This is a genomic window from Halobacterium sp. GSL-19, from assembly GCF_016917855.1.
Taxonomy (GTDB): Archaea; Halobacteriota; Halobacteria; order Halobacteriales; family Halobacteriaceae; genus Halobacterium; species Halobacterium salinarum.
Genome location: NZ_CP070377.1, coordinates 24,046 through 49,725, shown reverse-complemented (window position 1 = coordinate 49,725; position 25,680 = coordinate 24,046). Strand labels below are relative to the sequence as shown.

Below are 25,680 nucleotides of genomic sequence, written 5' to 3'. Positions count from 1 at the left end.
TGTTCGATAGCGATACGGCGGGGATGGCGGCCTACAGTTCCTGGCCGGTCGGGCGGATCAGGAGTTCGTTGACGTCCACGCGCTGTGGCTGGCTCGTCGCGTAGACGATGCCGCGCGCGATGTCATCGGGGTGCAGCATGGGCAGGTCCATCTCCGCGAAGCGTTCGAGGACTTGCTCGTCGGGCACGTGCGTGGAGAGTTCAGTGTCGACAGCCCCCGGTTCGATGATGGTGGTGCGGATGTCCTGGCTGGTGAGCTCCTGGCGGATCGCGTCGGTGAACGCGTTCACGCCGAACTTGGTGGCGTTGTAGCCGCTGGAGTCGGCGTCGGCCTGCCGGCCGGCGACCGAGGAGACGTTGACGACGTGGCCGGCGTCCTGGTCTTGCATGATCGGGACGACGGCGTGGGTGAGGTTCATGAGCCCGAGCAGGTTGACCTCCACCATCTGGCGGAGGTTCGAGCGGTCGGCCCGCTCCAGCGGTTCGAGCAGCATGACGCCGGCGTTGTTGACGAGGATGTCGATGCGGCCGTACTCGTCGACGGTCTCCGAAACGAGGTCGTCGATGGCGTCGTCGTCGGTGATGTCCGTGGGGACGACGAGCGCGTCACCGTCGGTGTCCTCGATGCGGTCGGCGAGCGCCGCCAGTTCGTCGGCGCGGCGGGCTGCGAGGACGACGTGGGCGCCCTCCGCGGCGAGTGCTTCGGCGGTGGCCTCGCCGATGCCCGAGGACGCGCCCGTGACGATTGCGACGTCACCGGCGAGTTCGTGGTCGTGTGCGGACTGCGCGTCTGTTGGGTCTGAGTCGGCTTCCATCACGTCGTCGTACGTGGTGCAACCACGAGCGTGCTGTGTTTACCAGTACGGGGATTTATATACGGGTAGTGTGTGCGGTGGGCAGGTCGGCAGTGGTGTGCACGTCACGGAGCATGCATCGGTCGGGCGTGCTCGGGGCCGACGGTTTCGCCGATGAGCTGGCGTTCCGCGCGGCGCAACAGGTCCGACGCCGCGGCGGCCGACACACCCAGCTCGGCGGCGAGCTCGCGGGTCGAGCATTGCCGCGGCGAGTCGTAGTATCCACGGGCGAACGCCGTCCGGATGGCGCGATACTGTTTGTCCGTGAGGCCGAACTGGTCGCGCTCACCGGGGTGTTCGGGGTCGGATGCGATGGCCACCAGCTCGAACGGGATGTCGTTGACCGCACACCGGTCGCGGAGCGTGGCCAGCGCGTCGTAGTCCGAGAACACCTTCTGTTCGTGGATGCCGTCGGCGGTCACGGTGGCCTCCAAGGCGACCCCTTCGAACTCTGCCGGATCGTGGGAGGCAACCAGGCCCGTGGTATCGGCGACGATGATCCGATAGAACCAGCCGTCGGCGGTCGCGCCGATCTCGGAGACGCTGGCGACCTGTGGGTGCGCGCGCGCCTCGTCCTCGAAGGTCGCCTGTGAGTCAGCGGCGACACGGATCGTGAACAGCAGCCGCCCGTCGTCGAGCGGGACGGAGTTCGAGATCGAGAGTTCCCCGCTGGGGATCGCGTCCGCGACGCTGACCAGTGGCAGGTCGGGATCTGCAAGCAGGATCTCAGCGACGATAGCCATGGGGCTGTCTCAGGATTCACGTCGGATAAACGAGCCGGCCCCAGGCCGGACTGTGGTCGCCGTCCTACAGCGTCCGGACGACTTGCGTGTCGTTCCCACTGGTGTAGGCAACAACACTCGCGTTCTCGCCGCAGCCAGTGAGTCGGTTGCCCACCGAAGTGACGTTTTTGTCGTACCCTTTGTCGCTGCAGTAGATGCCTTCGGTGTTGTCACCGAGTTTGGTGAGGGTGACATCGTAGGAGCCGTTGTCGAGCTGTTCGGCTGTGACGCCGGCTTGCGCGTTGCTCTGGAGGTTTCCGTCACCGAATCCAAGCACTGCGGTCGCGATGACCGCCGCGAGGATCACGGTGATAGCTACCATCAGAATCACGCCGATGACCGGCGACACAGCGCGTTCGTCCGCGTCCGTGTCGAAGAGGCTGAGGTCTGTCATTTGTGAACCCTGCCACGCCAACCACCGCTGGAACGATCTCCCCCGGAGGGTTCGCGTCACGCTGGTCGCTGCGTGTGGCTACGGACGGCTACATACCGGACGTACTTAAACCCACCTGACGGGTAGACCCCGACGATACCCGCTATGACGTGTGGGAACGACAAACTAGCCGGACGGCACGTCGGCGGACGGTGAACAAAAGTACCGGGGGAAAATGTAGGCCGACCAAAATACGGCGGCTCCGCGGGAGTGACAGCGCCGCGATTCGAAACCCTTTTTTCTGCACCCGGCATCAGTACGGACACGAGCCGCCTTAGCTCAGACTGGGAGAGCACTCGACTGAAGATCGAGCTGTCCCTGGTTCAAATCCGGGAGGCGGCATATTCTGAGAACGCAACCGCGAGCGTAGCGAGCCGTCCGTCGAAGAAACGACGCCGACCACGATTTGAACCGGACGAGTCGCGCGCAGCGAAGCGAGTACGTCTCGGCGGGGTTCAAATCCGGGAGGCGGCATATCCTTTTCACTCGGATAGTATTCACCAGACAGCAACGCGTTACAGCGATTATCTGCCTCGTTGCCCGAGTAGATTTGAACGTGGTTTCACTCGCGGCCCGACGCCTTCGGGCGCTTCGACTACATTTGACCCAGGAATCCCTTGTGGTTACTCGTGCTGCGTACTTTGATCATCCAGCTGTTTGTTCTCCCGAGCCCACGTCTGGGAGTGAGTGACCAAGGCGTTACCTTGCGCCTCGGTGAATTCATCGAGAACTTCCCGGAGAATTACGACCTGCTTCGGGGTGACGTTGACCTTCTCGGGAACCTCGTACTCTTCGAGTAGGTCATTGACTCGATTCCGCAACTGTTCGGTTTCTCTCGACCGCTCACTGGTTAATTCCGCCATATCACTCATTATAGAAGCCTACTGACAATTGGTGCCCGAAAGCGGGCAGTATGGCGTGTAACCGCCAATCAGTACGGAATCAAGGATGATTGGGACGGACCGCCGCCCTTTAGTTCACCTACAAGATCCGGCTGAGCGCCTCAATGATACCGAGGAGCAAAGCCAACCATTCCAAGTGGTCCCGGTAGGGTAGCTCGTCTTCGGGGTCTGGAACTGATTCGTCTTCGGCCTCGATCGATTTGCGTGATGTCATGGTTCTCACTCATGGTCTTCCGCAAACGCGAGGCCTGAGGCTAGGCGGGTCCATGCTCGCTGTACAGACCCGCCGGTAGCCGTAGGCACGCGTGCTTCAACACCTCAAGGTTTCGTCTGAAACTAGGACTCCAATCCCAAGATGGGATTCCGTCTCTGCCATGAACGTGTACTGCACCCGCTAACTTAGTCGCTTTGGAAAGAGAGAACCCAGACTATGATTCCCCTCGAATATTCACTTTGCTCTTACCGCACCCTCCTGATCTCTCAGCGGACTGTTCTCGCAGGTTGCGGAGAACATCAAAAATATTCGCAGGAATTATACCGAGTCTGGGCGGCTTAGAAGCCCAGATCCGCCTGTGAGAGATTATCGAGTCCTCGTGTGCATTATCCGGAATAACCGTCGGGAACTGGCATATTCCAATAGAGGGTATGCTATCATAGATTTCTACTCAGCAGTTACAATTTAGATTTGCAGAGACAACAAAAAGAAATTTAGTTTTGGTGCGTATGAGTTTAATAGTAAACCTACAACTCAGTAGATAGCAAGCGGTTCCATCTGAACGTCAGGATGGGAAAGTTCAAACTCCGACATACGAACTTCCCTATCGAGCATCTCGTCTGCCATATCTGCAACTTTACGTTTAATTTTCGTTTCTTCTCTTTTCTGATCTCTCGGATTATCTACTTTCTTCTCAGCAAGCTCGGCGAAGTTAATGAATGGGATAGAATCGCCCTTCTCAACTTTGGTCATAATTTTACCGATAACTACATACTCCTTTGAGGTGCTGGGAAAGTCTCTCGGACGATTGCGGAACTGCTGGTCTGGCAGCCCCATCACAAAGTCGGCTTCTGATGAGCTGCTTGTCCGATAGATATCGTCGTCTTGTGAGAGAGAGTCGAACATCTTCTTCGTTCCGCTAATGGCATAACCAAGACTTTCGATATCGTCTTGCATCTGTTCAATGTCCTCCATCTGTTCGTCATCAAGCAGTCCAGATTTTGCTAAGTCAGCGAAACCTTCGCCGAGTAAGTCTAACTCCTCGGTAACATCAAACTGGTTTTTGATTTCCCCGATCGGGATACGAACCAGCGGCGCGGTAATCATAATCGGTGCATCTGTAGCGAGGTTATCCCTATCGCTGGCGTCAAAGTTCGAATCTATTTCAGTTGCTCCAGAGGCATCAAAGACTTCCAGTAGTAGAGCAAACTTTGCGACTTCATCAGTCAGATCATATACGAATTCCTTCTCTTTCCCCCGCTGATAATCCGCAGATATAGCGCCTTTCAATCGAGCGAGTAGCCCGGTTGGTTCACCCGCTTGCCCTTCAACGCTACCACCGACACTCACGTCTCTACTCATCCGCTGGATTGTCTCCTCAAGTTTACCCCCGTGGTGAGTAATAAGTTCCTCGTTTACCGCATCTTCATCCAAGTAGATGAGATTTTCCATGATGCTGGTAATGTACTATGTTCGTAAAAGCGTCACCCCACCAAAGAGAAAATAGATGCGAAGCCTTGTTTGTTCGTAGTAGTTGAATCAATACGTCCTTGTGGAATCACGGAGAATATGCAGACCTATTCTATGGGCGAGATAGACAGTATAAGCGCAGTGAATATTCATTCAGCAAATGCTGTGAATTCTATCGCGCCGCTAAGAACGTGATTTAGCCCGCTTAGGATCAATCCAGACCCAAAGGCAAAGACCAGAGACGAGATTCGACCGAAGAAAAGGGAGGGCCGTCTATATATCGTTGGTGTAGCCTCGGCATTGTTCGACTTTCACTTCCTCGTCTCGCTTGTCGTAGTGCTTGTCCAAAACGTCTTGGCCGAGGTTCATCCGATCAGAGACCGCTTTCTCGGGAACGTCTTTGGTCAGGAGGTGAGTGATAGATCCTCGCCGAATGTCATGAGGGGAGGCATTCACTGCCACTTGCTATATCCGCCATGCTCGGCGACCTCACAATCGTCCGGATCGCACCCTTCGGGAAAATCCTCGCAGTGATAGCAGGGACGAGTGACCATGTAGGCCACATCGCGGATGCTCGACCGATTCATGCGCCCGTTCCGACTCGTGAGAAGGGGGCTCTCAGCATGCTCATCCTATACGTAATGGTGGTTATAGTCTCGCCAGCCTTCGATTGAGCGGCAGACTTCGGTGCTTAGAGCGGCGATACGCTCTCTTTCCGCCGTGTTCCTGAGCGGCGTCTCCTCCTCTGGCCGATGACGAAGGGTGAGCCGGTCCTCGTCCTCGTCATAGTCGTCGAGGTCCAGCGCGTGTAGGGCCCCGAGTCGAATTCTGGTGTGCCATAGAATCTCGATGATGACGTGGGGACGAGAGGCGTGTTCAAACTTGTGCTGGTATTCGAGCAGAGCCTCCGCTTTGTCGGTATCGAGGATGCTCTCGCTTTGCTTGTCGGTCTTGTCGAGTTTCAGCATGAGAGCACCGAACTTCTCGTGTAGGCCCGTCTCGACCGCGTCAATGGACCCATACCAGCGGATGAAGATTCGGAGGGCGTCGGGTTGCCCCTCCAGAGAGATGGATTCTAGGTCGCCGCCGTCGCACGGCTGGGCGGTCGTAGCCGCCGGTGGGCGTATGGCGGCGCGGGTGGTAGGGTCGGGTATGCGTGTCGGCCCGCGATCGAGACGGGACGTGTTCGCACCGTCGGCCAGACACAGCTACTACGTCACCGAGCCGGGTGACGTGGCGGGCGTGCCGGGCTGGGATCGTGACGTGGTGTACGCGGCGGTGCAGACAGCCGACGGCATCGATGACGGCTGTGTGGTGGTCGCGTACGACCGCCACGCGTTGTACGTGGCGACACAGTCGGCCGTGACCTACCACCCACCGGGCCTGTTGGGTGTGAGGCGCTCGCCACGGCTGGCGGTCGCTGACGCCCACGAGTACCGGCCGGACAGCGCTGAGACGGTGGGGGTCGGTGCGGTGACCGTCGAGGACGCGTTCGACGTGCTGGTGCCGGCGTTCGACTGGACGACGCTGACCGACGACGACGTGCCGCCGGCCGTGCCGCGCCGGCGCACACACGCGCCGTCGAAAACGGGAGCGGGAACGCGGACGTAGGATCGCGGCGGGCGGACCCGAAGCCGGGACGCGGCGACACAGTGTAGTCCCAGTACCAAATTCCCAGGGGATGGTGTCCGGGGGAAGGCATTCACTGGGGCGCTGCGAAGCGTGCGTATCGCATGTTCACCGTACTGGTAAGCGACGGAATGGGGATGTTGGGAGCGCTCCCGGACGCGGTGGCCGACCGGGCGACCCGGGACGTGGCGTTCGAGCACCGGCGGGTGGAGACGGGTGAGGGGCTCGTGGCTGCGGTCGACGACACCGGGGCTGACGTGGTCGTCGGCGGTCCCGAGACACCGGTGCCGGCGGAGACCATCGCGGAGATCGACGGCGACGTGGCCGCGATCGTGCGGGCGGGCGTCGGCGTGGACGCGATCGACTGTGCGGCGGCCGCCGACCACGGCGTCGCAGTGGCGAACGCGCCGTCGTACTGCACCCGGGAGGTCGGCGAGCACGCGCTGTCGCTGGTGTTCGGGGCTGCCCGCCGGCTCCACGAGTACGACCGGCAGACGCGCCGCGGCGGGTGGGCGTGGAACGACGCGCCGGCTCCGCTGCGGCTGGCGGACGCGACAGTGGGGTTCGTCGGGTTCGGGGAGATCGCTCGCGGGGTGGCGGACACAGCGACGACGGTGGCGGAGTCGGTGATCGCCTACGACCCGTACGTGGACGCGGCGACCGCCGAGCGCCACGGCGTGGCGATGGCGGAGTTCGAGGCGGTCTGCGCGCAGTCGGACGTCCTGGTGGTGTTTGCGCCGTTGACCGAGGAGACGCGGGGGCTCGTCGACGAGGCGGCGTGCAGCCGACTCCCCGAGGGTGCCGTCGTGGTGAACGTCGGCCGCGGGGCCGTCGTGGACGACGCGGCCCTGGCAGGGGCGCTTGAGGACGGCCCCGTGTCGGCGGCGGCGCTTGACGTGTTGCCGACGGAGCCGCCCGTCGAGTCGCCGTTGGTGGGTCGCAGTGACGTGCTCGTGACGCCGCACTGCGGGTGGTATTCGGAGGCGGCGGCGGAGTCACTGGTGGCGTCGCTGGCGGGGACGGTGGCGGCGGTGGCTGACGGCGATGGGGTGCCCGAGCGAACGCGGGTGGCGTGAGTCGGCGCGGGTGGCGGTGATGAAACCCTTATGAGTCTGACGCCGCAACTGCCACCATGACCTACGACACCGTCGTGTTCGACAACGACGGGGTTCTCGTTGGCCGCACCCGGTACGACGTGCTGGAGCGGGCCACCGAGGAGACGTTCAGGCGGTTCAACGTGGACGACCCAGACCCCGAGGATGTCGAAGCGATGACGATCGGCGCGACCCCGAAGACAGTCGGCGACGTCTGCAGCCGGTACGGGATCTCCCCGAAGGACTTCTGGCCGGAGCGCGACCGGGCGCTCACGGAGGCCCAGCGCGACGAAGTCCGGGAGGGCCGCAAGACGCTGTACGACGACCTCGACACCCTCCATGACCTCAACGTGAACATGGGGATCGTGTCGTCGAACCAGCAGGCAACGGTGGATTTCGTGCTCGATCATTTCGGCGTTCGGGACCTCTTTGGCGCTGCGTACGGGCGCGAACCGACGATTCAGAGCCTGGAGCGCCGGAAGCCCAACAGCCATTACATCGACCGCGCGCTCGCGGACCTGGACGCCGACACCGCGTTGTTCGTCGGGGACAACGAAAGCGACATTCGGGCCGCGGAGAACGCGGGCATCGACTCGGCGTTCATTCGACGCCCCCACCGGGAGAGCTGGGAGTTGAACGCGTGGCCGACCTGGGACATCGACTGCCTCAGCGATCTGCACGACATCTGCGAGTAGCGCGTGCACCCGGAATCGCGGCGGACGCGGGCCCAACAGCCGCGGGACGCGGTGCGAGAGGGCGTCCCGCCAGGCCACAAGCGTTATGAGTGCGAGGCGTCACAGTACAGTTGCAATGGCGACAGGCGAAGTTGACTTCTTCAACGACACTGGCGGCTACGGTTTCATCGAGACTGAGGACGCGGACGAGGACGTTTTCTTCCACATGGAGGACGTCGGCGGTCCTGACCTGGAGGAAGGTCAGGAAGTCGAGTTCGACATCGAGCAGGCCGACAAAGGCCCGCGCGCAACGAACCTCACCCGTCTGTAATCGGGATTCCGTATAGACGAATCGTTTCCAGAGTGGCGTACTCCACCGACGGAGTACAACGGACGGGTGTGGCCTCACGGCCCACGCGCCGGTTTTCTGCGCGATGGCACGTCGAGGAGCGCCGGCTGCCTGCAGCGGGCGTGCTCGGCGACGCTTCGAAGCCTTTATTCGCGCGCTGACCCTGAGCCACGGGTAGTACCTATGTCCGAGAAGCCGGCTTCCATGTACCGGAAGATCGACAAGCCGTCGTACACGCGGCGGGACTACGTCACCGGCATCCCCGGTTCGAAGATCGCCCAGCACAAGATGGGCGACCTGCAGGCCGACGCCGACGACTATCCCGTACAGATCAGCCTTGTTCCCCAGGAAGAGTGCCAGCTCCGTCATGGCTCCCTGGAGGCCGCGCGGCTGTCAGCGAACCGCCACCTCATCAAGGAGCTCGGTGAGGGCAACTACAAGATGCAGCTGCGCAAGTTCCCCCACCAGATCATTCGGGAGAACAAGCAGGCGACCGGCGCGGGTGCCGACCGTGTCTCCGACGGGATGCGCCAGGCGTTCGGCGTCCCGGTGGGCACTGCCGCCCGCATCCAGCCCGGCGATCAGCTGTTCACGGCCTACTGCGAGGTCGAACAGGCTGCCGCCGTCAAGGAGGCGTTCCGGCGCGCGTACAACAAGATCACGCCGCCGTGCAAGATCAACGTCGAGCGCGGCGAGACGCTGCTCGTCCGGTAGCGAAGCGCGACGCCGAGACGCCGGGTTCTCGGTCCGGCTTGCTGTCACCCGTGGAGCCACGCCTTTTTTCCCGTGGACCGCCGACTGCCTGGCGTATGCTGGGGCTGGCGGTCGCCAACGACGCCGAGACGTTCGCGCGGATGCAGGAGCCACTTGCCGAGCGCGGGGTTCGCGCCGAACACGTCACGGTCACCGGTTCGGTGACGCGTCTCGACGCGCCGCCGGTTGACGCGGATCGCTTCGACGCGGGGTTCGTCTATCCGGGCCGGCTGATGGAGGGCGGTGTCGTGGACGCGTTCATCGACGTGCCGTGGGTGAACGGCCGCGAGGCCGTGTTGCGGTCGCGGAACAAGGCGGGGGCGCTGGCGCTGCTGTCGGACGCCGGCGTGCCGGTGCCTGAAACCGTCTACGTGTCGAACCCGGCCGACGAGGACGCGGTCAGAGGCGTGTTCGAGGCGTTGGAGCCGCCGGTGGTGGTGAAGCCGAACTCGGCCACGCGGGGCGTCGGGGTGACGAAGGTCTCGGACCCGGATTCGTTGGGTGGGGTGACTGACTACCTGGAGTTGGTCCACGACTACCGGGCGACCGGCGACAAGTCCTATCTGATCCAGGCGTTCGTTCCCGACGCCACCGATTACCGCGTGATGGTGCTCGACGGCCGGGTGGTCGGCGCGGTGCGGCGGGACAGCGCGGGCTGGAAGCACAACGTCCACCAGGGCGCGACCGCGGCGGGCGTGTCACTGCCGGATCGGCTGCGCGCGCTGGCGGTCGACGCGGCCGCCGCGCTCGACGTGTCGTTGCTCGGCGTGGACGTGCTGGCGACCGACGAGCGCGCGGTGGTCGTGGAGACGAACGCGCGGCCGACGATCGACGACACCGCGAAGTACGAGGCCGAGTTCTACGATCGGCTGGCGGCGTTGGTTCGGCGGACCGCCGGGGACGGGCGGGCGTGACGGCGTTACTGGACGTCGATGTTCGTGGAGGACTCCGTGCGGTCGAACGCGACTTCGAGGATGCCGTTGTTGTACGTGGCGGCCCCGGAGTGGGCGTCGACGCGCCCCGGGAGGTCAACGCGTTCGTCGTATTCGCGGTGGCCGGATTGGGCGCTGACGGTGACCGACGTGCCGTCGCATTGGATGGAGATGTCGTCTTTCTCGACCCCCGGGAGGTCGGCGATGACGCGGATCGCGTCCTCGGTTTCGTGAACGTCGACGTGGGTGCTGGAGGCGAACCCGGACTGGTCGCCGCGGTCGAGGCGCTGGCCGTCAGCCATCATGTCCTCCATCATGCGTTCAATCTCCCGGAAAATGTCATCAAACGGGTCATCCCGGTCGTCGCGTCTCATGGCCCGAGGTAAGTGTGGACTGTGGAAAAGGGTTCGGGCTGTGTCACTGTGTGCACAGCCAGCGCCGCCGCGGGAGCGCCTCAGATGCCGAGGGCGTCGTTGGTGGTGGCGATGGATTCGGCGGCGTCGGCGTCGCCGGCGATGGCGCGGACGGCGTCGACGTTCTCGGGAACGACGTCGGATTCCTGGTGGATGGCTTGGAAGCAGTAGAAGTCCCGGCCGTCCATGGTGACCGACTCCCCCCACAGGCAGTTCTCCCAGAGGTCGCCCCGGGGGCGGCCCATGTCCTGTGCGTACTCCTTGAGCGGGCCGGTGCCGTCGATGCCGAGGTCCTCATCGAGCAGCATGATGCGGGATTGGCCGGCGAGCACGTCCCGGACGTCGGCGGCGTCGGGGTCGCGTTCCAGGGTGACGTTGATGCTGTGCATATGCATCAGCGTCGCCGGCACTTTCATGCCGAGGGTGTCGATGTCGAGATCCGGGAAGATCGTGTTGACGTCCGGGCCGTGGTGGCTGGGGATGGTGATGGGGTCGGGGAGGATGTCGTTGATGGGGCCGCGGTCGGTCTGGCCGGGGTCGCCGCCGCGGCGCACGAGCGTGGCGCGCACCTTCTCGATGCCGTACTGTTCGCGCAGCGGCGCGAGCAGGCGGGAGAGGCCCGTGGTGTTACAGGAGACGACGCGCACGTGGTCGGCGTCGGCGGCCGCCTCGAAGTTCGCGCGGGCGTTGAACGAGACGTCGGCGACGCTGGCGTCCTCGCCGCCCTGGTAGATGGCGGGGGTGTCGTGGGCCGCGTAGCGGCTGCGGTTTTCCGCGCCGACGCCGGACGGTGTGGCGTCGACGACGACATCGCTGTCGGCGATGAGGTCGTCGACGGGGCCGGCGGTCTCGATGCCGGCTGCGGGGAACTGGTCGGCGCGGTCCTCGACGGCGGTGTAGAGGTCGAAGCCGCGTTTGCGGGCCTGTGTGGCTTCGAAGTTGGGGCTGGTTTTCGCGACGCCGGCGACGGTCATGTCGGGTTGGGCGGCGACGGCGTCCGCGACGCGCTTCCCGATGGTGCCGTAGCCGTTGATGCCAACGCGGATCATACGAGGGTGTCCCACGGGCCACCGGATAACCGTTTCGAGGCAGGGATTTACGAGAACCGGAGTGAACTGTGCGCGGGGGCGGGCAGCGAAAGCGCTAACCACCGGCCGGTCGATCCTACGAGTATGAGTCTGCGCGACGCCGCGGAGACCGCTGTCGAACAGTGCCTTGGCCTGCAACCCGAGGAGTCGTGTGTCGTCGTCACGGACGACAAGCGCGAGGAGATCGGGCGCGCCATCTACGAGGCCGCCCGCGACGTGAGCGACGCCACCACGATGCTCCAGTATCCGCCCGGCGACCAGCACGGCGAGGAGCCGCCCGCACCGGTTGCGGCGGCGATGGCCGACGCCGACGTGTTCGTGGCACCGACGACCAAGAGCCTGAGCCACACGCGCGCTCGCGGCGCGGCCAACGACGCCGGGGCGCGGGGCGCGACCCTGCCGGGGATCACCGCGGACGTGTTCACCACGGGGTTGGACGCCGACTACGAGACCATCGAAGCCCACTGCGAGGACGTGCTCGCGCAGGTCGCGGACGCCACGGAGGTCCGCGTGACCACGCCGCTGGGGACCGACATCACGTTCGAGGCGGGCGACCGCGCGTGGCGCGACGACACCGGCATCGTTCGTGAGGGCGGCGAGTTCTCGAATCTGCCCGCGGGCGAGGTGTTCGTGTCGCCGACGGACGCCAACGGCACGTACGTCGTTGACGGCACGATGATGCCCCACGGGAAACTCGACGACGAGGAGCTGCGCTTCGAGGTCGCGGACGGCGTCGTGACCGAGATCTCCGACGACCGGGTGCGCGAGCAAGTCGAGGCGGGCAGCGAGGAGGTCGGCGAGGACGCGTACAACCTGGCGGAGCTGGGCATCGGGACGAACGTCGCGGTCACCGAGCTCGTGGGCAGCGTCCTGCTGGACGAGAAGGCCGCCGGCACCGTCCACATCGCCATCGGCGACGACGCCGGGATCGGCGGCGACACCGACGCGCCGCTGCACCTCGACGGCATCATTCGGGAGCCCACCGTCTACGCGGACGGCGAGGAAGTCGAGTTGCCCCAGCCGTAGCCGAGCCCGGTGGGGCGTGACTCCGCGTGTTTTTACGTCCGCGCGGACAACGCGGCTGTATGAACCACGGAGTTGAGGCTGGCGAGCAGGTTGGGCTGTCGTGTCCGTCCTGTTCCCCGGATTTGGAGACGGTCCACGAGGTCGTGACGACCGGCGGGGGCCACGCGACAGTCGAGTGCGGGGCGTGCGGGCACGTGCACAAAGACCCGATCAAGACCGAGGACACCGAGGCGGTCGACGTGGTGGTGTCCCAGGACGGGGAGTCGTTCACCGGACAGACGTCGTTCGACCCCGAGGAGACGGTCTACGAGGGCGACGAGTTCATCGTGGAGACCGCCGAGACCATCGCGCAGGTGCGCGTGACGAGCATCGAGGTCGGTCCCGAGGACCGGACGACCCGGGCCGACGTCGAGGACATCGAGACCGTCTGGACGCGCGCCGTCGACAACGTCTCGGTGGACGTGACCGTCCACCCCAAGGAGGGCAGCGACGAGGGCAGCCGGAGTCTGGAGCTCCACGTGCCCGGTGACTTCGAGTTCGTCGTGGGGGAGACCGCGACGTTCGGCGACGAGGAGTTCACAGTGGAGGGCATCCACGTTCGGGAGTCCGCCACCGGCGAGTACAAGTTCCCGAAGCTCGGGAACGCCGGCGACACGGTGTTCGCGAAGGACGTGAAACGCGTCTACGGTGCCGACGAGTCGAGCGCCGCCTGGTCGGCCTGGTAGGCGGGCCGGCGCGCTGGGCTGCCGGAGCCGCCCTGTTTTTTCGCCCGGCCACCCACGGGCGTGTATGGAGGACTTCCGGACGCTGCTGGTGTTGCGAGCGGCCCGCGAGACCGGCGTACTGGATGCGCTCGTCGCCAGCGCTGACACGCCGGCGGCGGTCGCCGAGCAGGCGGGCGTGACCGAGCGCGCCGCCGAGGTCGTCGTGGCCGTGCTCGTGGATCGTGGGTTCCTGACGTGGGTGTCGGGGGCCGTGGAGCCGACCAACCGCATGCTGGGGTTCATCACGAAGACCGACGTGCGGTCGATCGGGTCGCTGCCGCACGCGCTCGACGTTGCGGACGCGCTCGTCGCGCTGCCGGCAGCGATGGAAGGCGACGACGTACCGGCGGGCGGCGACACCGACCGCGCGTTCCGCAACCGCCTGGGGGCAGCGGCGGCCCGCGACGACGCGGCCGTGCGGGCGGCGGTGACCGCGGCGGTCCACGAGCGGCCGGGCGCGGAGTCGGTGGTTGTCGTGGGCGACGACGCGGGGCACCACGCCGTGGAGTGCGCGCGGCGGGGGTTCGACGTGGCGGCACACCACGACGACCGGGTGGTGGACGCGATCCGGCCAGTGCTCGCGGCCGAACCCGTGGAGCTCGTTGGGGGTGGCGTGGCGGAGCCGGTGGACGCGGCCGCCGACCTCGCGGTGATCCCACACACGCTCTCGCGGCGGTCCCCGACGGCGGCCCAGGACGTAGTGAGGGCCGCAAGCGAGTCGGTCAGCGCGGCCGGCGGGACCGTCGCGGTCGTCGACACGTTCGGCAGCGCGCCCGGGCTGTCGGCGGCGCTGCTGGCGACGACGCCGGGGGGTGCGGTCCGGGACGCCGACCGGGTCGCGTCGTGGCTGGCGGACGCCGGGCTCACCGACGTGCGCACGAGCGACGTGCCGGGGACCGAGCACCGCGTGGTGGCCGGCCGCAGGCGCGCAGTTCAATAGGCTGGGCCGCGGATACCCGTGCATGGAGTTTGGGGCGTTGCGCGAGGAGATGGTCGACAGCCTCCTCGACGCGGGGACGGCGCTCGCGGACGCGCGGCCGGCGGACGCGGCGATGCGTGCGGTTCCCCGCCACGAGTTCGTCGACGCGGGGCATCGGGCGTACACCGATCAGGCGTTCGAACACCGCGGGACGCGCGTGCTCGCGCCGTCGACGGTCGCGCGGCTGATGGGAGCGCTGGAGCCACGGGCTGGCGACGACGTGCTCGTGGTCGGGGCCGGCGTCGGGTATACGGTGGCGGTGGTGGCCGAGATCGCCGGCCCGACACACGTGCACGCCGTGGACATCGACCGGCAGGTCGTGTACGACGCGCGCGGGAACCTCGCCGACGCCGGGTACGAGGACGTGCTCGTGGACTGCCGGGACGGCGCTGAGGGGCTGGCGGAGTACGCGCCGTTCGACCGCGTGCTCGTGGAGGCCGGGGCGGCCAGCGTGCCGGACGCGCTCGCCCGCCAGCTCGCGGCCGACGGGCGGCTGGTGTTCCCGGAGGGCGTCGGCGATCAGCGCCTGGTGTCCGTTCGGGACGGCGAGACGGTCGGCGTGCACGGGCCGGTGTCGTTCGCGCCGCTGCTGGTGGCCGGCGAGCAGGCCAGCGCCGTCGAGCGCAACCGCACCGTGCGCGAGGACCGCGAGCGCGTGCGCGAGGCGGCGCAGTCCCGCCCGGGCTGGGAGCGCGAGTGGATCGACTGGGAGGACGCGTAGCCGGGGGCGGCCGGCGTCGCGTGGGTTTTTGCGTGCTCGTTGCCATGCGTGGCGTATGACTGATGACCGCAAGACAGCCGGGTTCAAGGAGCGGACTCGGGTGACTGAGGCGCGCGAGCGCCTCCTGTCGGCTGTCGACCCGCTGGCGCGCACGGCGCGGGTGGCGCTCGGTGACGCCGACGGGCGCGTGCTCGCAGCGGACGTCGAGGCACCGCGCGCGGTGCCCCACTACGAGCGGGCGGCCATGGACGGGTTCGCGGTGCGCGCCGCGGACACGTTCGGGGCGGGTGATCGGTCGCCGGTCGTCCTGGACGTGGGCACCGGCAGCGTGGGACCGGGGGAGGCGGTGCGCGTGCACACGGGCAGCGAGCTGCCGGCGGGTGCCGACGCCGTGGTGATGATCGAGGACGCCGAGCGCCGTGGTGACCGGGTCGACGTGTTCGCGGCGGCGGCCGGCGGCGCGAACGTCGCGCCGGTCGGGGAGGACGTGAGCGACGGCCAACACCTCTACGACGCCGGCCACCGGCTGCGGCCGTCGGACCTCGGGCTGCTGAAATCCGCGGGCGTGGACGCCGTTGCGGTGTACGAGCGCCCGACGGTGGGCGTGCTCCCGACCGGCGAGGAGCTGGTGGCCGCCGACCCGGGACCGGGGGAGGTGGTCGAGACGAACGGCGGGACCGTCGCCCAGTACGTCTCGCGGTGGGGCGGCGTGCCGACCCGTCGCGGTGTCGTCACGGACGACGAGGCCGCCCTCCGGACGGCGATCCGCGAGGCCGTCGACAGCCACGACGTCGTGGTGACCACCGGCGGCTCCTCGGTGGGTGCGCGCGATCACGTACCCGAGGTGATCGCGGCCCTCGGGACGGTGCTCGTGCACGGAGTGGCGTTGCAGCCCGGGCACCCGGTGGCGTTGTGCGTCGTCGACGACACGCCGGTGGTGGCGCTGCCGGGGTATCCGGTGGCGGCCATCGTGAACGCCGTGCAGTTCCTCCGCCCGCTTCTCAAGGCGGTGGGCCACGCTCCCGCGACCGCTCACCCGACGACTGACGCCGTGCTCGCGCGGAAGATCGCGAGCGAGCCGGGGACGCGGTCGTTCGTGCGCGTGACCCGACACGGCGACGAGGACGGGCGGCCGACCGTGACGCCGACGCGCGCGGGCGGGTCGGGCGTGTTGTCGAGTGTCGCGCTGGCGGACGGCTGGGTGGTGGTGCCCGAGGACTGCGAGGGGTACGACGCGGGAACGACCGTGGCGGTCGAACAGTGGGAGTGGTCGGCGTGAGCGACGACCGCCGGGAGTTCCGGGATCTCGCGTCGCCGGCGCGCGCTCGGGAGGTGCTGGCCGCCCTGGACGTGACGCCGGCGCCCGAGACGGTGCCGCTGGCGGAGGCCCGGGGGCGCGTGCTCGCGGAGCGCGTGGACGCCACCATCGACGTGCCGGGGTTCGACCGCGCGAGCATGGACGGGTACGCGGTGCGGGCCGCGGACACGTTCGGCGCGAGCGAAGCCGATCCGGCGCGGCTGTCGGTCGCGGGCACGGTGCACGCCGGCGAGGAGCCCGCCGTCGAGGTGACAGCCGGGCGCGCCGTGGTGGTGTCGACGGGCGCGGTCATGCCGCCGGGGGCTGACGCGGTGGTGAAAGTGGAGGCGACGACCGAGGCTGACGGCGGCGACGCGGTCGACGTGCGGACGAGCGTCGCGCCCGGGACCGCGGTGATGTTGGCGGGCGCGGACATCGCTGCGGGGTCGCGGGCAATCGGCCCGGGGACGAAGCTGACCGCCCGGGAGATCGGCGTGCTGTCGGCGCTGGGCGTCGGGTCGGTGCGCGTTCGGGGCGCGCCCACCGTGGGCATCATCTCGACCGGCGACGAGCTGGTGCGGCCCGGCGACCCCCTGGACAGCGCGGCCGGCCAGATCCACGACGTGAACAGCCACACGATCGCGGCCGCCGTGGAGGCGGCGGGCGGCGAGCCGGTGGTGTACCCCCACGCGGGCGACGACTACGCGGAGATGGAGCGGCTGCTCGTGGAGAGCGCCGCCGACTGCGATCTCGTGTTGTCCTCGGGGTCGACGTCCGCGAGCGCGGTGGACGTCATCTACCGGGTGGCCGAGGAGCGCGGCGACCTGCTGTTGCATGGGGTCGCGGTGAAACCCGGCAAGCCCATGCTCGTCGGGGAGATCGAGGGGACGGCGTACGTCGGACTGCCGGGCTATCCGGTGTCGGCGCTGACCATCTTCCGGGTGTTCGTTGCGCCGGTCGTCCGCGAAGCCGCCGGCCGGGGCCAGCCCGAGCCGACGGTGGTGACCGGGGAGATGGCGCGCCAGGAGCGCTCCGCGGAGGGGCGGCGGCGGCTACTCCCGGTGGGGCTGGTCGAGGACGGCACCGGCGACCGCCTGGTGTACCCCGTGGACAAGGGCAGCGGCGCGACCACGAGCCTGGTGGACGCCGACGGCACCGTGACGGTGCCCGCCGACACCGCGTACGTGGCCGCCGGCGACTCCGTTGACGTGGCGCTGTTCGCGCCGGACGCGCGGGCCCCGCGAGTGTTGGCCGTCGGCGAGGACGACCCGCTGTTCTCGCGCGTGCTGGACGACGTTGCCCGGCCGCGGTTCCTGCCCGTGGGCACCCGTGAGGGGCTGCGGCGGCTCCGAGAGGGCGTCCCGGACGTGGTCGTGGTTGCCGGCCCGGCGACGCCCGACGGCGACGCTGTTTCCCTCGGCGGCTGGACCCGCGAGTGGGGGATAGTCGTGCCCGCCGGGAACCCCGCGGGCGTCGACTCGGTTGCGGATCTCGTCGACCGAGACCTGGGGCTGGTGAACCGCGCTCGTGGGTCGGGGCTGCGGCGGTGCTTCGACGACGCCATCGCGGCGCTGGCAGCCGAGCGTCCCGCGAGCCGCGGGGCGCTTACCGACGCCATCGACGGCTACGAGCTGACCACGACCGCCCACGAGAGCCCGGCGCGGAAGGTCGCGGCGGGCGACGCCGACGCGGGGCTCGGGCTGGCTGCGACGGCGGCCAGCCTCGATCTCGGGTTCGTCCCGCTGGGCACGCAGTCCGTGACCGTCGTGGCCGCCCCCGACCGCGTCGACAAGCCGGGGGTTCGTGATCTCGCGGCCGCCCTCGATGACTGCGGCGGGCTGGCGGCACCGCTGGAGGGCATCGACCCACAGTGAGCGCGGGCGCTACGCGGAGTCGTCGGCGGCGTACTCGTAGGGGTCGCGGTCGCCCTCGACGTCGAGGTAGTCGTCGTTGATCTCCCAGCCGCCGTCGTCGGTTCGGGTCATGTACTCGCCGTAGTACGGAACCCGGTTGGCGACGGTCTCCCGGAACGCCGCGCGCATCGACTGGGTGGTTTCGCCGATCCCGCGGAGGTCGTCGTTGCGGTTCAGACAGCCCTTGAGGTAGCCGTCGTGCGTGAGCCGAACGCGGTGGCAGTTCGCGCAGAACTGCGGGTTCTCGACGGGGTCGACGATTTCGACCATGCCCTGGTCGGGGTGGGCGCCGCCGTCCGGCGTGACCGACTGGGCGGCGTCGTCGGCCGTGGAGCCGGCGTCCTGGCTGGACACCCAGTAGCGGCGGCGGTCGTGCATCTCGCGGGTTTCGATGCGGTCGGCGCGGTCGGCCAGCCAGTCGTGGACGCGGTCGATGTCGATGGCCCACTCGGGGTGGCCGGCGAGCTCGGGCATGTACTCGATGAGCTGCAGCCGGAGGCCGTCCCGGGCGGCGACGTGATCGACCATCTCGGGGACGTAGCCCGCGGTCGGCTCGAACACGACCATGTTCAGTTTCACGGGTGCCAGTCCGGCGTCGAGCGCCGCCTCGACGCCCTCCAGGACGGCGTCGTAGGCGCCGCTCTGGGTGAGCTCCGCGAAGGCGTCGTTGTCCATGGCGTCCTGGGAGATGTTGACGCGTTCGAGGCCGGCGTCGACGAGGTCGGCGGCCCGGCCCGGCAGGAAGGTGCCGTTGGTCGTCATCGACACCGCCATGTCGTCGGGGGTGCGCCGAATGATGGCTTCGAGGTCGGAGCGCAGCATCGGCTCGCCGCCGGTGAGCTTCACGGCGTCGACGCCGAACTCGTGGGCGACGGAGAGGAACCGCACGACGCGGTCCGTGGACAGCTCGTTCTCGCGGGGGTCCATCGGGCCGCGGGTGTCGCCGAGCCCCTCGTTGTGGCAGTATACGCAGTCGAAATTGCAGCGGTCTGTCAGCGAGACGCGGACGCCGGACACGTCCCGCCCGAAGTCGTCCTCAAGCATCGTCTCGCTAGTGCCTGGCACCGGACGCATTTAAGCAGTGGCCACGCGGTGGCCCCGGCGGGTCCGGCTGCCCGCACGACAGCCCGCCCGGTGGGCTTTTGCCGCGGTCCACCCAAGCCGCCACATGAGCGGGCTGGAGTTGGACGCGACACAGCTGGACCGGTACTCCCGACACATCATCATGGACGACGTGGGGGCGACCGGACAGGCGGCGCTCCGCGAGGCGGCCGTGCTCGTGGTCGGCGCTGGCGGCCTCGGATCGCCGGTCATCCAGTACCTCGCGGCCGCCGGCGTCGGCACCATCGGCATCGCCGACGACGACGCCGTGGAGCTGTCGAACCTGCAGCGCCAGACCATCCACGGCACCGACGACGTGGGCGAGCAGAAGGTCGACAGCGCCGCGGCGTTCGTCGACACGCTGAACCCCGATGTCGACGTGCAGCGCCACGACCAGCGCGTCACCGCCGACACCGTCACCGACCTGATCGCGGCCTACGACGTCGTCGTGGACGCCTCGGACAACTTCCGGACGCGGTACCTCATCAACGACGCCTGCACGCTGGCTGGCGTGCCGTTCTCGCATGGCGCGATCTTCCAGTTCGAGGGCCAGGTCACGACGTTCACCGGCGGCGACGACGGGCCGTGTTATCGGTGCCTGTTCCCGGAAGCCCCGCCAGCCGGGACGGTCCCCGACTGCGCGACCGCGGGCGTCCTCGGCGTGCTCCCGGGAACGATCGGGTCGATCCAAGCCACCGAGACGGTGAAACACATCCTGGGCGTGGGCGACTCCTTGGACGGTCGGCTGCTGTTCTACGACGCCGCGGACATGTCCTTCGAGACGGTGGCGCTCGCACAGCGCCCGGAGTGCCCGATCTGTGGGGACAGTCCCGTGGTTGACTCCGTCCAGGAGGTCGCGTACACGGAGTCGTGTGCGGTCACCGGCGACGCCACCACGGAGTGACGGCTACTCGGGGGTGTCGTGGCGCCAAAAGGCGTCATCGACGGTGACCTCTTTTTTGAACAGCGGGACCTCGTCTTTGAGGCGGTCGATCCCGTCCGAGACCGCTCGGAACGCGTCGCCACGATGCCCGGCAAGCACCACCACGTGGACCACGTCGTCGCCCGCGGGCACGACGCCCGTACGGTGGTGCATGCGAACGTCGTAGACGCCGTCGCGCTCGCAGAGCTGCTCGCGGATGGTGGCCATGCGCTGCTCGGCGACGGTGTCGTAGCGCTCGAACTCAAGGTGTTGTGTCGGCGTGTCGTCGGGGTCGTCGCGTTCGCGCACGCGCCCCGTGAACGTCGCGATCGCGCCGGCGAACTCGCTGTCCTCGTGGGATTTGAGGCTCGCAACCAACGAGTCGAGCGTCTCCCGCACGGGGGCGTCCTCGACGGCCGCGAGGACCGCTTCGGTGTCGAGGGCGTCGGCGTTGGGGGCGGTCACGTCGGGGTCGGGGGCGTCGTGGTCGCCGAGCGCAACCGTCGGGAGGGCGGCGTCCGGGAACCCCTCAACGATGACGTAGTCGAACGCGGGCGCGAGGTCCGCAAGCACGTCGTCGAGCGTGCGATCCACGCCGCTGGCCGCCCACGCGCCGTGATCGCTGAGCGAAACCGAGCGCGCGGTCGACGCGGGCGTGGTGACTGTGTCGTCCCGTCGGACCGTCGCGACTCGCCCGCGTGGCCGGAGTGCATCAGCGACTGCGGCGGCGGCCGCGTCCGTGTCGGCAGCGGGGCCGACGACCGAGAGAGCCTTCATGCGCGTGCGTTGGCGGGCGGGCGTGATAAGGGTCGCCCGTTGGGCCGTAGGGACCACGGGGCCGCCGGCACGGGACCAGCAACGCGCCACGACCGGGACGCACCGGGACAGCGGAACGCAGTCGCCGCTCGCGGCCCCGGACGTGGGGCGAGCGACTGCCTGGCCCTACTGGCCGGCATCGATTGGATCCGTCGACTCGAGCGGGCGCACGTAGCGCACCCCCCGTTCGACGACGAACCAGGCGCTCGCGAGGAGCGCCCCGATGGTGTTGGCGAGTGCGTCGTTGAGGGAGGGATGGCGGCCTGGCTGGGTGGCCTGGAGGCCTTCGATGAGGAGGCCGTAGCCGACCGCGAGCACGAGCACGACGGCGATGCGCGTCAGGATCGTGTCGCGGCGGTGCGCGGTGGCGTACGCGAGCGCGAGGCCGAGGCAGAGATAGCCAAGCAAGTGGAGTTTCTTATCCCAGAGTGGGTCCGGCCTTGGGGGCGCGACTGGCGGCGGTGACAGCACCGAATAGTACAGTAGAACCCCGGCAACGGTGGCAGCACCGAGATAGCGCAGCCACTTGGGGACGAGGGGGAACGGGAATCGGCGCACGAGCCAAAGATCCGACGGGGGGCGTAAATTCGTAGTGGTCCTCACTCGGCGTCGCGATCCGGCGGCTCCCCCTCGGTCTGAGCGGCGGCAGCGTCATCGGCCGGTGGGGCTGGGGGTTCAAAGAGCGCGGCCAGCGCGCGCCCCGCCTGAGTGTCGGCGACCCACGCTAGCAACGCGCCGAGGGCGGTGACACCGTCCGCGAGGACGGACTCCCGGTAGATCGGCGCCAGCCACCCGACGACGCGTGTGAGGACGGTGATGAACGGGCCGACGGTGCGTGTGTCTCGCAGGTCGATGACGACCACGTCGGGGTCCGGTTCGGCGGTCAGCCAGCCGTAGAGAAACGACTCCGTGACGAACGCGGCGGCCGTCGAGGCGACCGTGCGGGCTGTGCGGGCGATCCGCGACCCACCCATTGCGGCCGTCGCTCGCTCCCGGAGCGTCGTTATGGATGTCATGCTGGTCGCACGCTCGGCCCGCTCCAAGTGGGTGGCTGTGCCGGTTCGTGTAGCATGTGTTATGAATTGACGTTCACGACAGTCGCTTCGACGGTGGTCGTGTCGAAGTTGAGGACGACCGTCGACCGCTGCTGGAGCGGGCGACCGTTGAACGTTGTCCCGGTCGTCGTCTCCCGCACCCGAAGCTCGGTGGTGAGCGTCACGTCGCGGTTGATCGGGTGATCGACGACGTTGACGCTGCCGTCGTCGCCCGTCGTGACGAGCGTCGACGGTTCGACAGCCACGTCGGTGACGGTGGCGATGGGGGTGCCGTTGGTGCGCTCGGTCATGCCCGCGTGGAACGTCCGGGCGAACTGCTCCCGGATCCCGCTGACCTCAAGCGTGACCGTTCGCGTTGCGGCTGTCCCCGGCTGTTCGAGGGTGCCGACGCGCTGAATCCGGCCGTCGAGATCGTACGCGTCGGGTGCAAGCGAGAGGGTGTTCCCGCGTCGCACCGGCGTTACGCCGAACCGCGTGGTGTCACCCTCGGTGATCGTGTCGAGGGTGAGCCCGACCACCACGCGCTGCCGGTTGGGGTCTCTAGTGGCGTGCGTGGTGACCGTCTCGACGGTGGCGACGGCCTGTCCACCCAGGCGAAGCTGGTCGCCGGTGGTCACCTCACTGGCGTCGACTGCCGGGAGCGTCGTCTCCAGTACCACGTCGGTCGTGTCGGTTTGGAGCGTTTCGCTCGCACCGACGGACTGGATCGCGCCACTGACCTTGTACCGGCTGGTGGCGATGTCGAGGGTTCTGCCGAGGCGAAGCGGCGCGCCCGCGTACATTGTGCTGTTGTCGTCGCCGGGCGTCCCCTGCAGTTCTGCGCGGGCGATGACGCGTGTCTGGCCGTCGTCCGGCGCCCGATAGACGTCGGTGATCGTCAGCTCGCTGTTCCCGCTCGCGTCCGTGGTGTCACCGACGGTGATCTCCGTGGCGATATGGGTCGGGTGCGAGCCGAGATCCAGGGTCACGTGCGTCGAGGACTGTTCGGGCGCCGGCGTCGGCTGGAGCGCAAAGGCCGCGCCGGCAGCCACGACCGCGAGCACGAAGAGCACGACGAGCGCGTCGACGACGTTGACGACGCCGAAGAGGTTGCCGTCGTCGTCAAGGAGTTCCATAGAAACCACCGATCATGTTGGTTCGGGGTAGTTAGGGGAGTGAGAAAACGGTTCCGGAAGCAATCGTCAGTGTAACGGCCGTTAGCTGTAGGACGGGACCGTCCGACCGAGTCCCGTCGCGAAGTCGACGGTCGGCTCGTAGTCGAGGTGCGCACGCGCCTTCGAGATGTCCGCATGCGAGTGGCGCACGTCACCCGGCCGGGGATCGTCGTAGATCGGATCGAGATCCGTGCCGAGGTGGTCGTTGAGCGCGTCCACGAGCTCGTTGACGGTGATGCGGCCGCCCGTCCCAACGTTGAACGCCTCACCGGTGGCGTCGCCCTCGGCGGCACAGATGTTCGCCTGAACGGCGTTCTCGATGAACGTGAAATCACGGGACTGCTCGCCATCCCCGTAGATGACGGGACGTTCGCCGTCCAGCATCAACGAGATGAATTTGGGGATGACGGCAGCGTAGTCGCCGTTGGGGTCCTGGCGCGGGCCGAAAATGTTGAAATAGCGGAGCGCGGCCGTATCGATGTCGTAGAGGTCGCTGGCCTGGAGCGCGAGCTTCTCCGTGTAATGCTTCGAGAGCGCATACGGCGATTCGGGCTGTTCGATCATCGACTCGACTTTCGGGAGTCGCTCTGTCGAGCCATAGACGGACGAAGAGGACGCGACGACGACGGTGTCGACATCCGCCTTGCGGGCGGCCTCAAGCACGGTTGCCGTTCCGGTGCAGTTGACGTCACTCGTCGTAACCGGGTTGTCGATACTGCGCGGAACAGATGAATCTGCAGCCTGATGGAACACGTAGTCGGCGCCTTGGGAGACATCAGCCATTGTGTCGGCATCTCGAATGTCAGCCTCGTAGAATACGAAGTTGTCGTTGGGGCGGAGGGAATTGAGGTTCTGTTCGCGACCAGTCGCAAAGTTATCAACGCCGTGGACATCGTAACCGCGGTGAAGCAGGGCTTTGGCGAGGTGTGACCCAATGAACCCCGCGACACCAGTAACGAGTGCAGTGGGCATGCGTTGGAATTCTCGTGAAAAGTCATGGGTCTGTCGGCTTCTCGGAACTAAGAACGAGCAGGACGAGTTACGTCGGTGGCGATGCCATCCTCCACCTCCCACCTCCGATTTTAGTGTATTTGAGAGTTATTAGATAGTGTTTAGAGTACGGAAGACAAAGTGATCATAATCGACTCATCAAAAAGAGATCTCTATCAAGTGGATTCTCCAGCAACAGTGCCCAGAACGATCCAAGTGACATCATCCCCGGGGCACTCAAAGATTGCTCCGCAACGTTAGCTACAAACGACGACCTCCATCATGAAACCGTGAAGAATTGTTACGAGGACGTGATGCCCTTCGGCTAGCTCAGGCTGAAAATCTGAACCTGGAGGAGTTATTATCATGTTTAAGGCCGGTTTTTCCTCTCAGCCTGCCAGGTTATTTAATCCTATCAGAGCAGATTAAAACTCGGTGCGCGAACTAACTGATTAGATATTAGGAGTTAGAGAGACTCGTCCCCCATGTGACCCACACAAAGAAGCAATTTAATATAAATAATTTTGTTGTGGAATTAAGATCGTAGCAGATTTTTGTATATACTCTTTAGAGCCGGTTTTGGAAGTAGACGAGCAGGTATTCTAATACTGAGGTTTACAAATGCGGTTCCCCACCCATAGAACCCCGATTGAACGATGGCACGTTGTAACTGGACCTCACGATATACAATTTCGCGGCCTTGCCGTCGTGCCATCAAACCAGTAGCCCGAGCTTTGACTAGTACTTCAGGTATGTTAGCTATTTCTAGGTCATTCTCTAATAATCGGCAGCAAAGCTCGTAGTCCTCTCCGTACTCCATCATTCGATAATTCCCCACTTCAAGTACGGAATCGCGTCGAAACATAATTGTCGGATGGTTAATTGGACAGCGATAATGTGCCACCTTCTGAATCTTGCCCATATTTTCCGGCACCTCACGAACGGAGATGATCTCGTTAGGATCCGTTTCGAACTCTCCAATATAGCCACCAACAACGTCGGTGGATGGATTAGCTTCGAAATATTCTAACTGTCTACTCAGCCGGTTTTGACATGCTATATCATCAGCATCAATTATAGCGATAAATTTGGAAGTCGCTCTTTCCACACCAACCATTCGGGCATGTCCCCTTCCTTTCTCATCAACACTAATATCATAAACAGAAAAATTAGAATCTAGTTTGAATTTATCTATTACTTTAACCATATCCGAAGGGAGATTATATCCTCGTACAATGATCACCTCGTCGGGTTGTCGATCCTGTTGTAATAAGCTATTAAAACACGCTCGTAACTCGTATTTGTCATCACCATCATATGTAGTCATGACTACAGAAACAGTCGAGTCCATATTCC

The 25,680-nt window shown here is 66.0% G+C and carries 28 protein-coding genes and 1 tRNA gene; 14 read left to right on the top strand and 15 right to left on the bottom strand.

Annotated features, from left to right (window positions below; all coding sequences use genetic code 11):
* Positions 1–31 precede the first annotated feature (31 nt).
* The 3 genes from JT689_RS01900 to JT689_RS12350 all read right to left on the bottom strand — a co-directional run bounded on the left by JT689_RS01900 (position 32) and on the right by JT689_RS12350 (position 2,029).
* Positions 32–814 (bottom strand): SDR family oxidoreductase, encoded by a 783-nt coding sequence (locus JT689_RS01900; RefSeq protein ID WP_010902034.1) that lies wholly within the window; start codon positions 812–814, stop codon positions 32–34.
* A 104-nt stretch (positions 815–918) separates the two neighbouring features.
* On the bottom strand, positions 919–1,596 hold the full coding sequence (locus JT689_RS01895) for a helix-turn-helix domain-containing protein (protein ID WP_205251350.1): 678 nt from the start codon (positions 1,594–1,596) through the stop codon (positions 919–921).
* A 64-nt stretch (positions 1,597–1,660) separates the two neighbouring features.
* Positions 1,661–2,029, bottom strand: a complete 369-nt coding sequence (locus tag JT689_RS12350; protein WP_229373385.1) for a type IV pilin N-terminal domain-containing protein — start codon at positions 2,027–2,029, stop codon at positions 1,661–1,663.
* 307 nt (positions 2,030–2,336) lie between these two features.
* Between JT689_RS12350 and JT689_RS01885 the strand changes: the two genes are divergently transcribed.
* Positions 2,337–2,410 (top strand) — tRNA-Phe (locus tag JT689_RS01885).
* 281 nt (positions 2,411–2,691) lie between these two features.
* Here JT689_RS01885 and JT689_RS01880 read toward each other — a convergent pair.
* From JT689_RS01880 to JT689_RS01870, 3 genes are all read right to left on the bottom strand, one after another.
* Positions 2,692–2,940, bottom strand: a complete 249-nt coding sequence (locus JT689_RS01880; RefSeq protein WP_205251349.1) for a hypothetical protein — start codon at positions 2,938–2,940, stop codon at positions 2,692–2,694.
* Positions 2,941–3,718: 778 nt separating this feature from the next.
* Positions 3,719–4,636, bottom strand: a complete 918-nt coding sequence (locus JT689_RS01875) for a hypothetical protein (protein WP_205251348.1) — start codon at positions 4,634–4,636, stop codon at positions 3,719–3,721.
* 650 nt (positions 4,637–5,286) lie between these two features.
* Complete coding sequence (locus tag JT689_RS01870) at positions 5,287–5,622, bottom strand: tyrosine-type recombinase/integrase (RefSeq protein WP_205251347.1); 336 nt, start codon at positions 5,620–5,622, stop codon at positions 5,287–5,289.
* 214 nt (positions 5,623–5,836) lie between these two features.
* Here JT689_RS01870 and JT689_RS01865 point away from each other — a divergent pair, with 214 nt between their 5' ends.
* The 6 genes from JT689_RS01865 to JT689_RS01840 all read left to right on the top strand — a co-directional run bounded on the left by JT689_RS01865 (position 5,837) and on the right by JT689_RS01840 (position 10,067).
* Complete coding sequence (locus tag JT689_RS01865) at positions 5,837–6,265, top strand: hypothetical protein (RefSeq protein WP_229373384.1); 429 nt, start codon at positions 5,837–5,839, stop codon at positions 6,263–6,265.
* A 122-nt stretch (positions 6,266–6,387) separates the two neighbouring features.
* Entirely contained in the window at positions 6,388–7,359 is a 972-nt protein-coding gene (locus JT689_RS01860) for a C-terminal binding protein (protein ID WP_205251346.1), read from the top strand.
* Between the two features lie 56 nt (positions 7,360–7,415).
* Positions 7,416–8,072 carry an HAD family hydrolase gene (locus JT689_RS01855; protein WP_010902025.1) on the top strand — a complete coding sequence of 219 codons (657 nt, stop codon included), beginning with the start codon at positions 7,416–7,418 and terminating at the stop codon, positions 8,070–8,072.
* A gap of 115 nt (positions 8,073–8,187) precedes the next feature.
* Positions 8,188–8,382 (top strand): cold-shock protein, encoded by a 195-nt coding sequence (locus tag JT689_RS01850; protein ID WP_012289092.1) that lies wholly within the window; start codon positions 8,188–8,190, stop codon positions 8,380–8,382.
* A gap of 201 nt (positions 8,383–8,583) precedes the next feature.
* The gene (locus tag JT689_RS01845) at positions 8,584–9,114 is read left to right on the top strand and encodes a 50S ribosomal protein L16 (protein ID WP_010902023.1); all 531 of its coding nucleotides are present in this window, start codon (positions 8,584–8,586) and stop codon (positions 9,112–9,114) included.
* 95 nt (positions 9,115–9,209) lie between these two features.
* The gene (locus tag JT689_RS01840; protein ID WP_010902022.1) at positions 9,210–10,067 is read left to right on the top strand and encodes a RimK family alpha-L-glutamate ligase; all 858 of its coding nucleotides are present in this window, start codon (positions 9,210–9,212) and stop codon (positions 10,065–10,067) included.
* A 5-nt stretch (positions 10,068–10,072) separates the two neighbouring features.
* Here JT689_RS01840 and JT689_RS01835 read toward each other — a convergent pair whose 3' ends face one another.
* Together JT689_RS01835 and JT689_RS01830 are read right to left on the bottom strand one after the other, a co-directional pair.
* Complete coding sequence (locus JT689_RS01835) at positions 10,073–10,459, bottom strand: Hsp20/alpha crystallin family protein (protein ID WP_010902021.1); 387 nt, start codon at positions 10,457–10,459, stop codon at positions 10,073–10,075.
* Between the two features lie 80 nt (positions 10,460–10,539).
* Entirely contained in the window at positions 10,540–11,547 is a 1,008-nt protein-coding gene (locus tag JT689_RS01830) for a type II glyceraldehyde-3-phosphate dehydrogenase (RefSeq protein ID WP_205251345.1), read from the bottom strand.
* 123 nt (positions 11,548–11,670) lie between these two features.
* Between JT689_RS01830 and JT689_RS01825 the strand changes: the two genes are divergently transcribed.
* The 6 genes from JT689_RS01825 to JT689_RS01800 all read left to right on the top strand — a co-directional run bounded on the left by JT689_RS01825 (position 11,671) and on the right by JT689_RS01800 (position 18,247).
* Complete coding sequence (locus JT689_RS01825) at positions 11,671–12,612, top strand: aminopeptidase (RefSeq protein ID WP_205251344.1); 942 nt, start codon at positions 11,671–11,673, stop codon at positions 12,610–12,612.
* Positions 12,613–12,671: 59 nt separating this feature from the next.
* Positions 12,672–13,337 carry an HVO_0476 family zinc finger protein gene (locus tag JT689_RS01820; RefSeq protein WP_010902018.1) on the top strand — a complete coding sequence of 222 codons (666 nt, stop codon included), beginning with the start codon at positions 12,672–12,674 and terminating at the stop codon, positions 13,335–13,337.
* A gap of 64 nt (positions 13,338–13,401) precedes the next feature.
* Positions 13,402–14,316 carry a hypothetical protein gene (locus JT689_RS01815; RefSeq protein WP_136361063.1) on the top strand — a complete coding sequence of 305 codons (915 nt, stop codon included), beginning with the start codon at positions 13,402–13,404 and terminating at the stop codon, positions 14,314–14,316.
* Positions 14,317–14,338: 22 nt separating this feature from the next.
* Entirely contained in the window at positions 14,339–15,076 is a 738-nt protein-coding gene (locus JT689_RS01810) for a protein-L-isoaspartate O-methyltransferase (protein ID WP_205251343.1), read from the top strand.
* 55 nt (positions 15,077–15,131) lie between these two features.
* Positions 15,132–16,355 (top strand): gephyrin-like molybdotransferase Glp, encoded by a 1,224-nt coding sequence (glp, locus tag JT689_RS01805; RefSeq protein ID WP_205251342.1) that lies wholly within the window; start codon positions 15,132–15,134, stop codon positions 16,353–16,355.
* Positions 16,352–18,247 (top strand): molybdopterin biosynthesis protein, encoded by a 1,896-nt coding sequence (locus tag JT689_RS01800; protein ID WP_136361060.1) that lies wholly within the window; start codon positions 16,352–16,354, stop codon positions 18,245–18,247. Before glp ends, JT689_RS01800 begins: the two co-directional genes overlap by 4 nt.
* A gap of 9 nt (positions 18,248–18,256) precedes the next feature.
* Here the strand turns inward: JT689_RS01800 and moaA are convergent, their stop codons facing one another.
* The gene (gene moaA / locus JT689_RS01795) at positions 18,257–19,330 is read right to left on the bottom strand and encodes a GTP 3',8-cyclase MoaA (protein WP_205251341.1); all 1,074 of its coding nucleotides are present in this window, start codon (positions 19,328–19,330) and stop codon (positions 18,257–18,259) included.
* Between the two features lie 124 nt (positions 19,331–19,454).
* On the opposite strand from moaA, the gene moeB reads away from it, so the two are divergent.
* Positions 19,455–20,291 (top strand): molybdopterin-synthase adenylyltransferase MoeB, encoded by an 837-nt coding sequence (gene moeB / locus JT689_RS01790; protein WP_010902012.1) that lies wholly within the window; start codon positions 19,455–19,457, stop codon positions 20,289–20,291.
* Positions 20,292–20,294: 3 nt separating this feature from the next.
* On the opposite strand, the gene JT689_RS01785 is transcribed toward moeB, so the two are convergent.
* The 6 genes from JT689_RS01785 to JT689_RS01760 all read right to left on the bottom strand — a co-directional run bounded on the left by JT689_RS01785 (position 20,295) and on the right by JT689_RS01760 (position 25,675).
* Positions 20,295–21,086, bottom strand: coding sequence for a molybdopterin synthase (locus JT689_RS01785; protein WP_205251340.1), 792 nt, complete (start codon positions 21,084–21,086; stop codon positions 20,295–20,297).
* A gap of 165 nt (positions 21,087–21,251) precedes the next feature.
* Entirely contained in the window at positions 21,252–21,683 is a 432-nt protein-coding gene (locus JT689_RS01780) for a VanZ family protein (RefSeq protein WP_136361057.1), read from the bottom strand.
* A gap of 41 nt (positions 21,684–21,724) precedes the next feature.
* Entirely contained in the window at positions 21,725–22,141 is a 417-nt protein-coding gene (locus JT689_RS01775; RefSeq protein ID WP_136361056.1) for a hypothetical protein, read from the bottom strand.
* Positions 22,142–22,200: 59 nt separating this feature from the next.
* Positions 22,201–23,295, bottom strand: a complete 1,095-nt coding sequence (locus JT689_RS01770) for a DUF4330 family protein (protein WP_136361055.1) — start codon at positions 23,293–23,295, stop codon at positions 22,201–22,203.
* Positions 23,296–23,376: 81 nt separating this feature from the next.
* Complete coding sequence (locus tag JT689_RS01765; protein WP_205251339.1) at positions 23,377–24,306, bottom strand: SDR family oxidoreductase; 930 nt, start codon at positions 24,304–24,306, stop codon at positions 23,377–23,379.
* A 553-nt stretch (positions 24,307–24,859) separates the two neighbouring features.
* Entirely contained in the window at positions 24,860–25,675 is an 816-nt protein-coding gene (locus JT689_RS01760) for a glycosyltransferase (RefSeq protein WP_205251338.1), read from the bottom strand.
* Positions 25,676–25,680 lie beyond the last annotated feature (5 nt).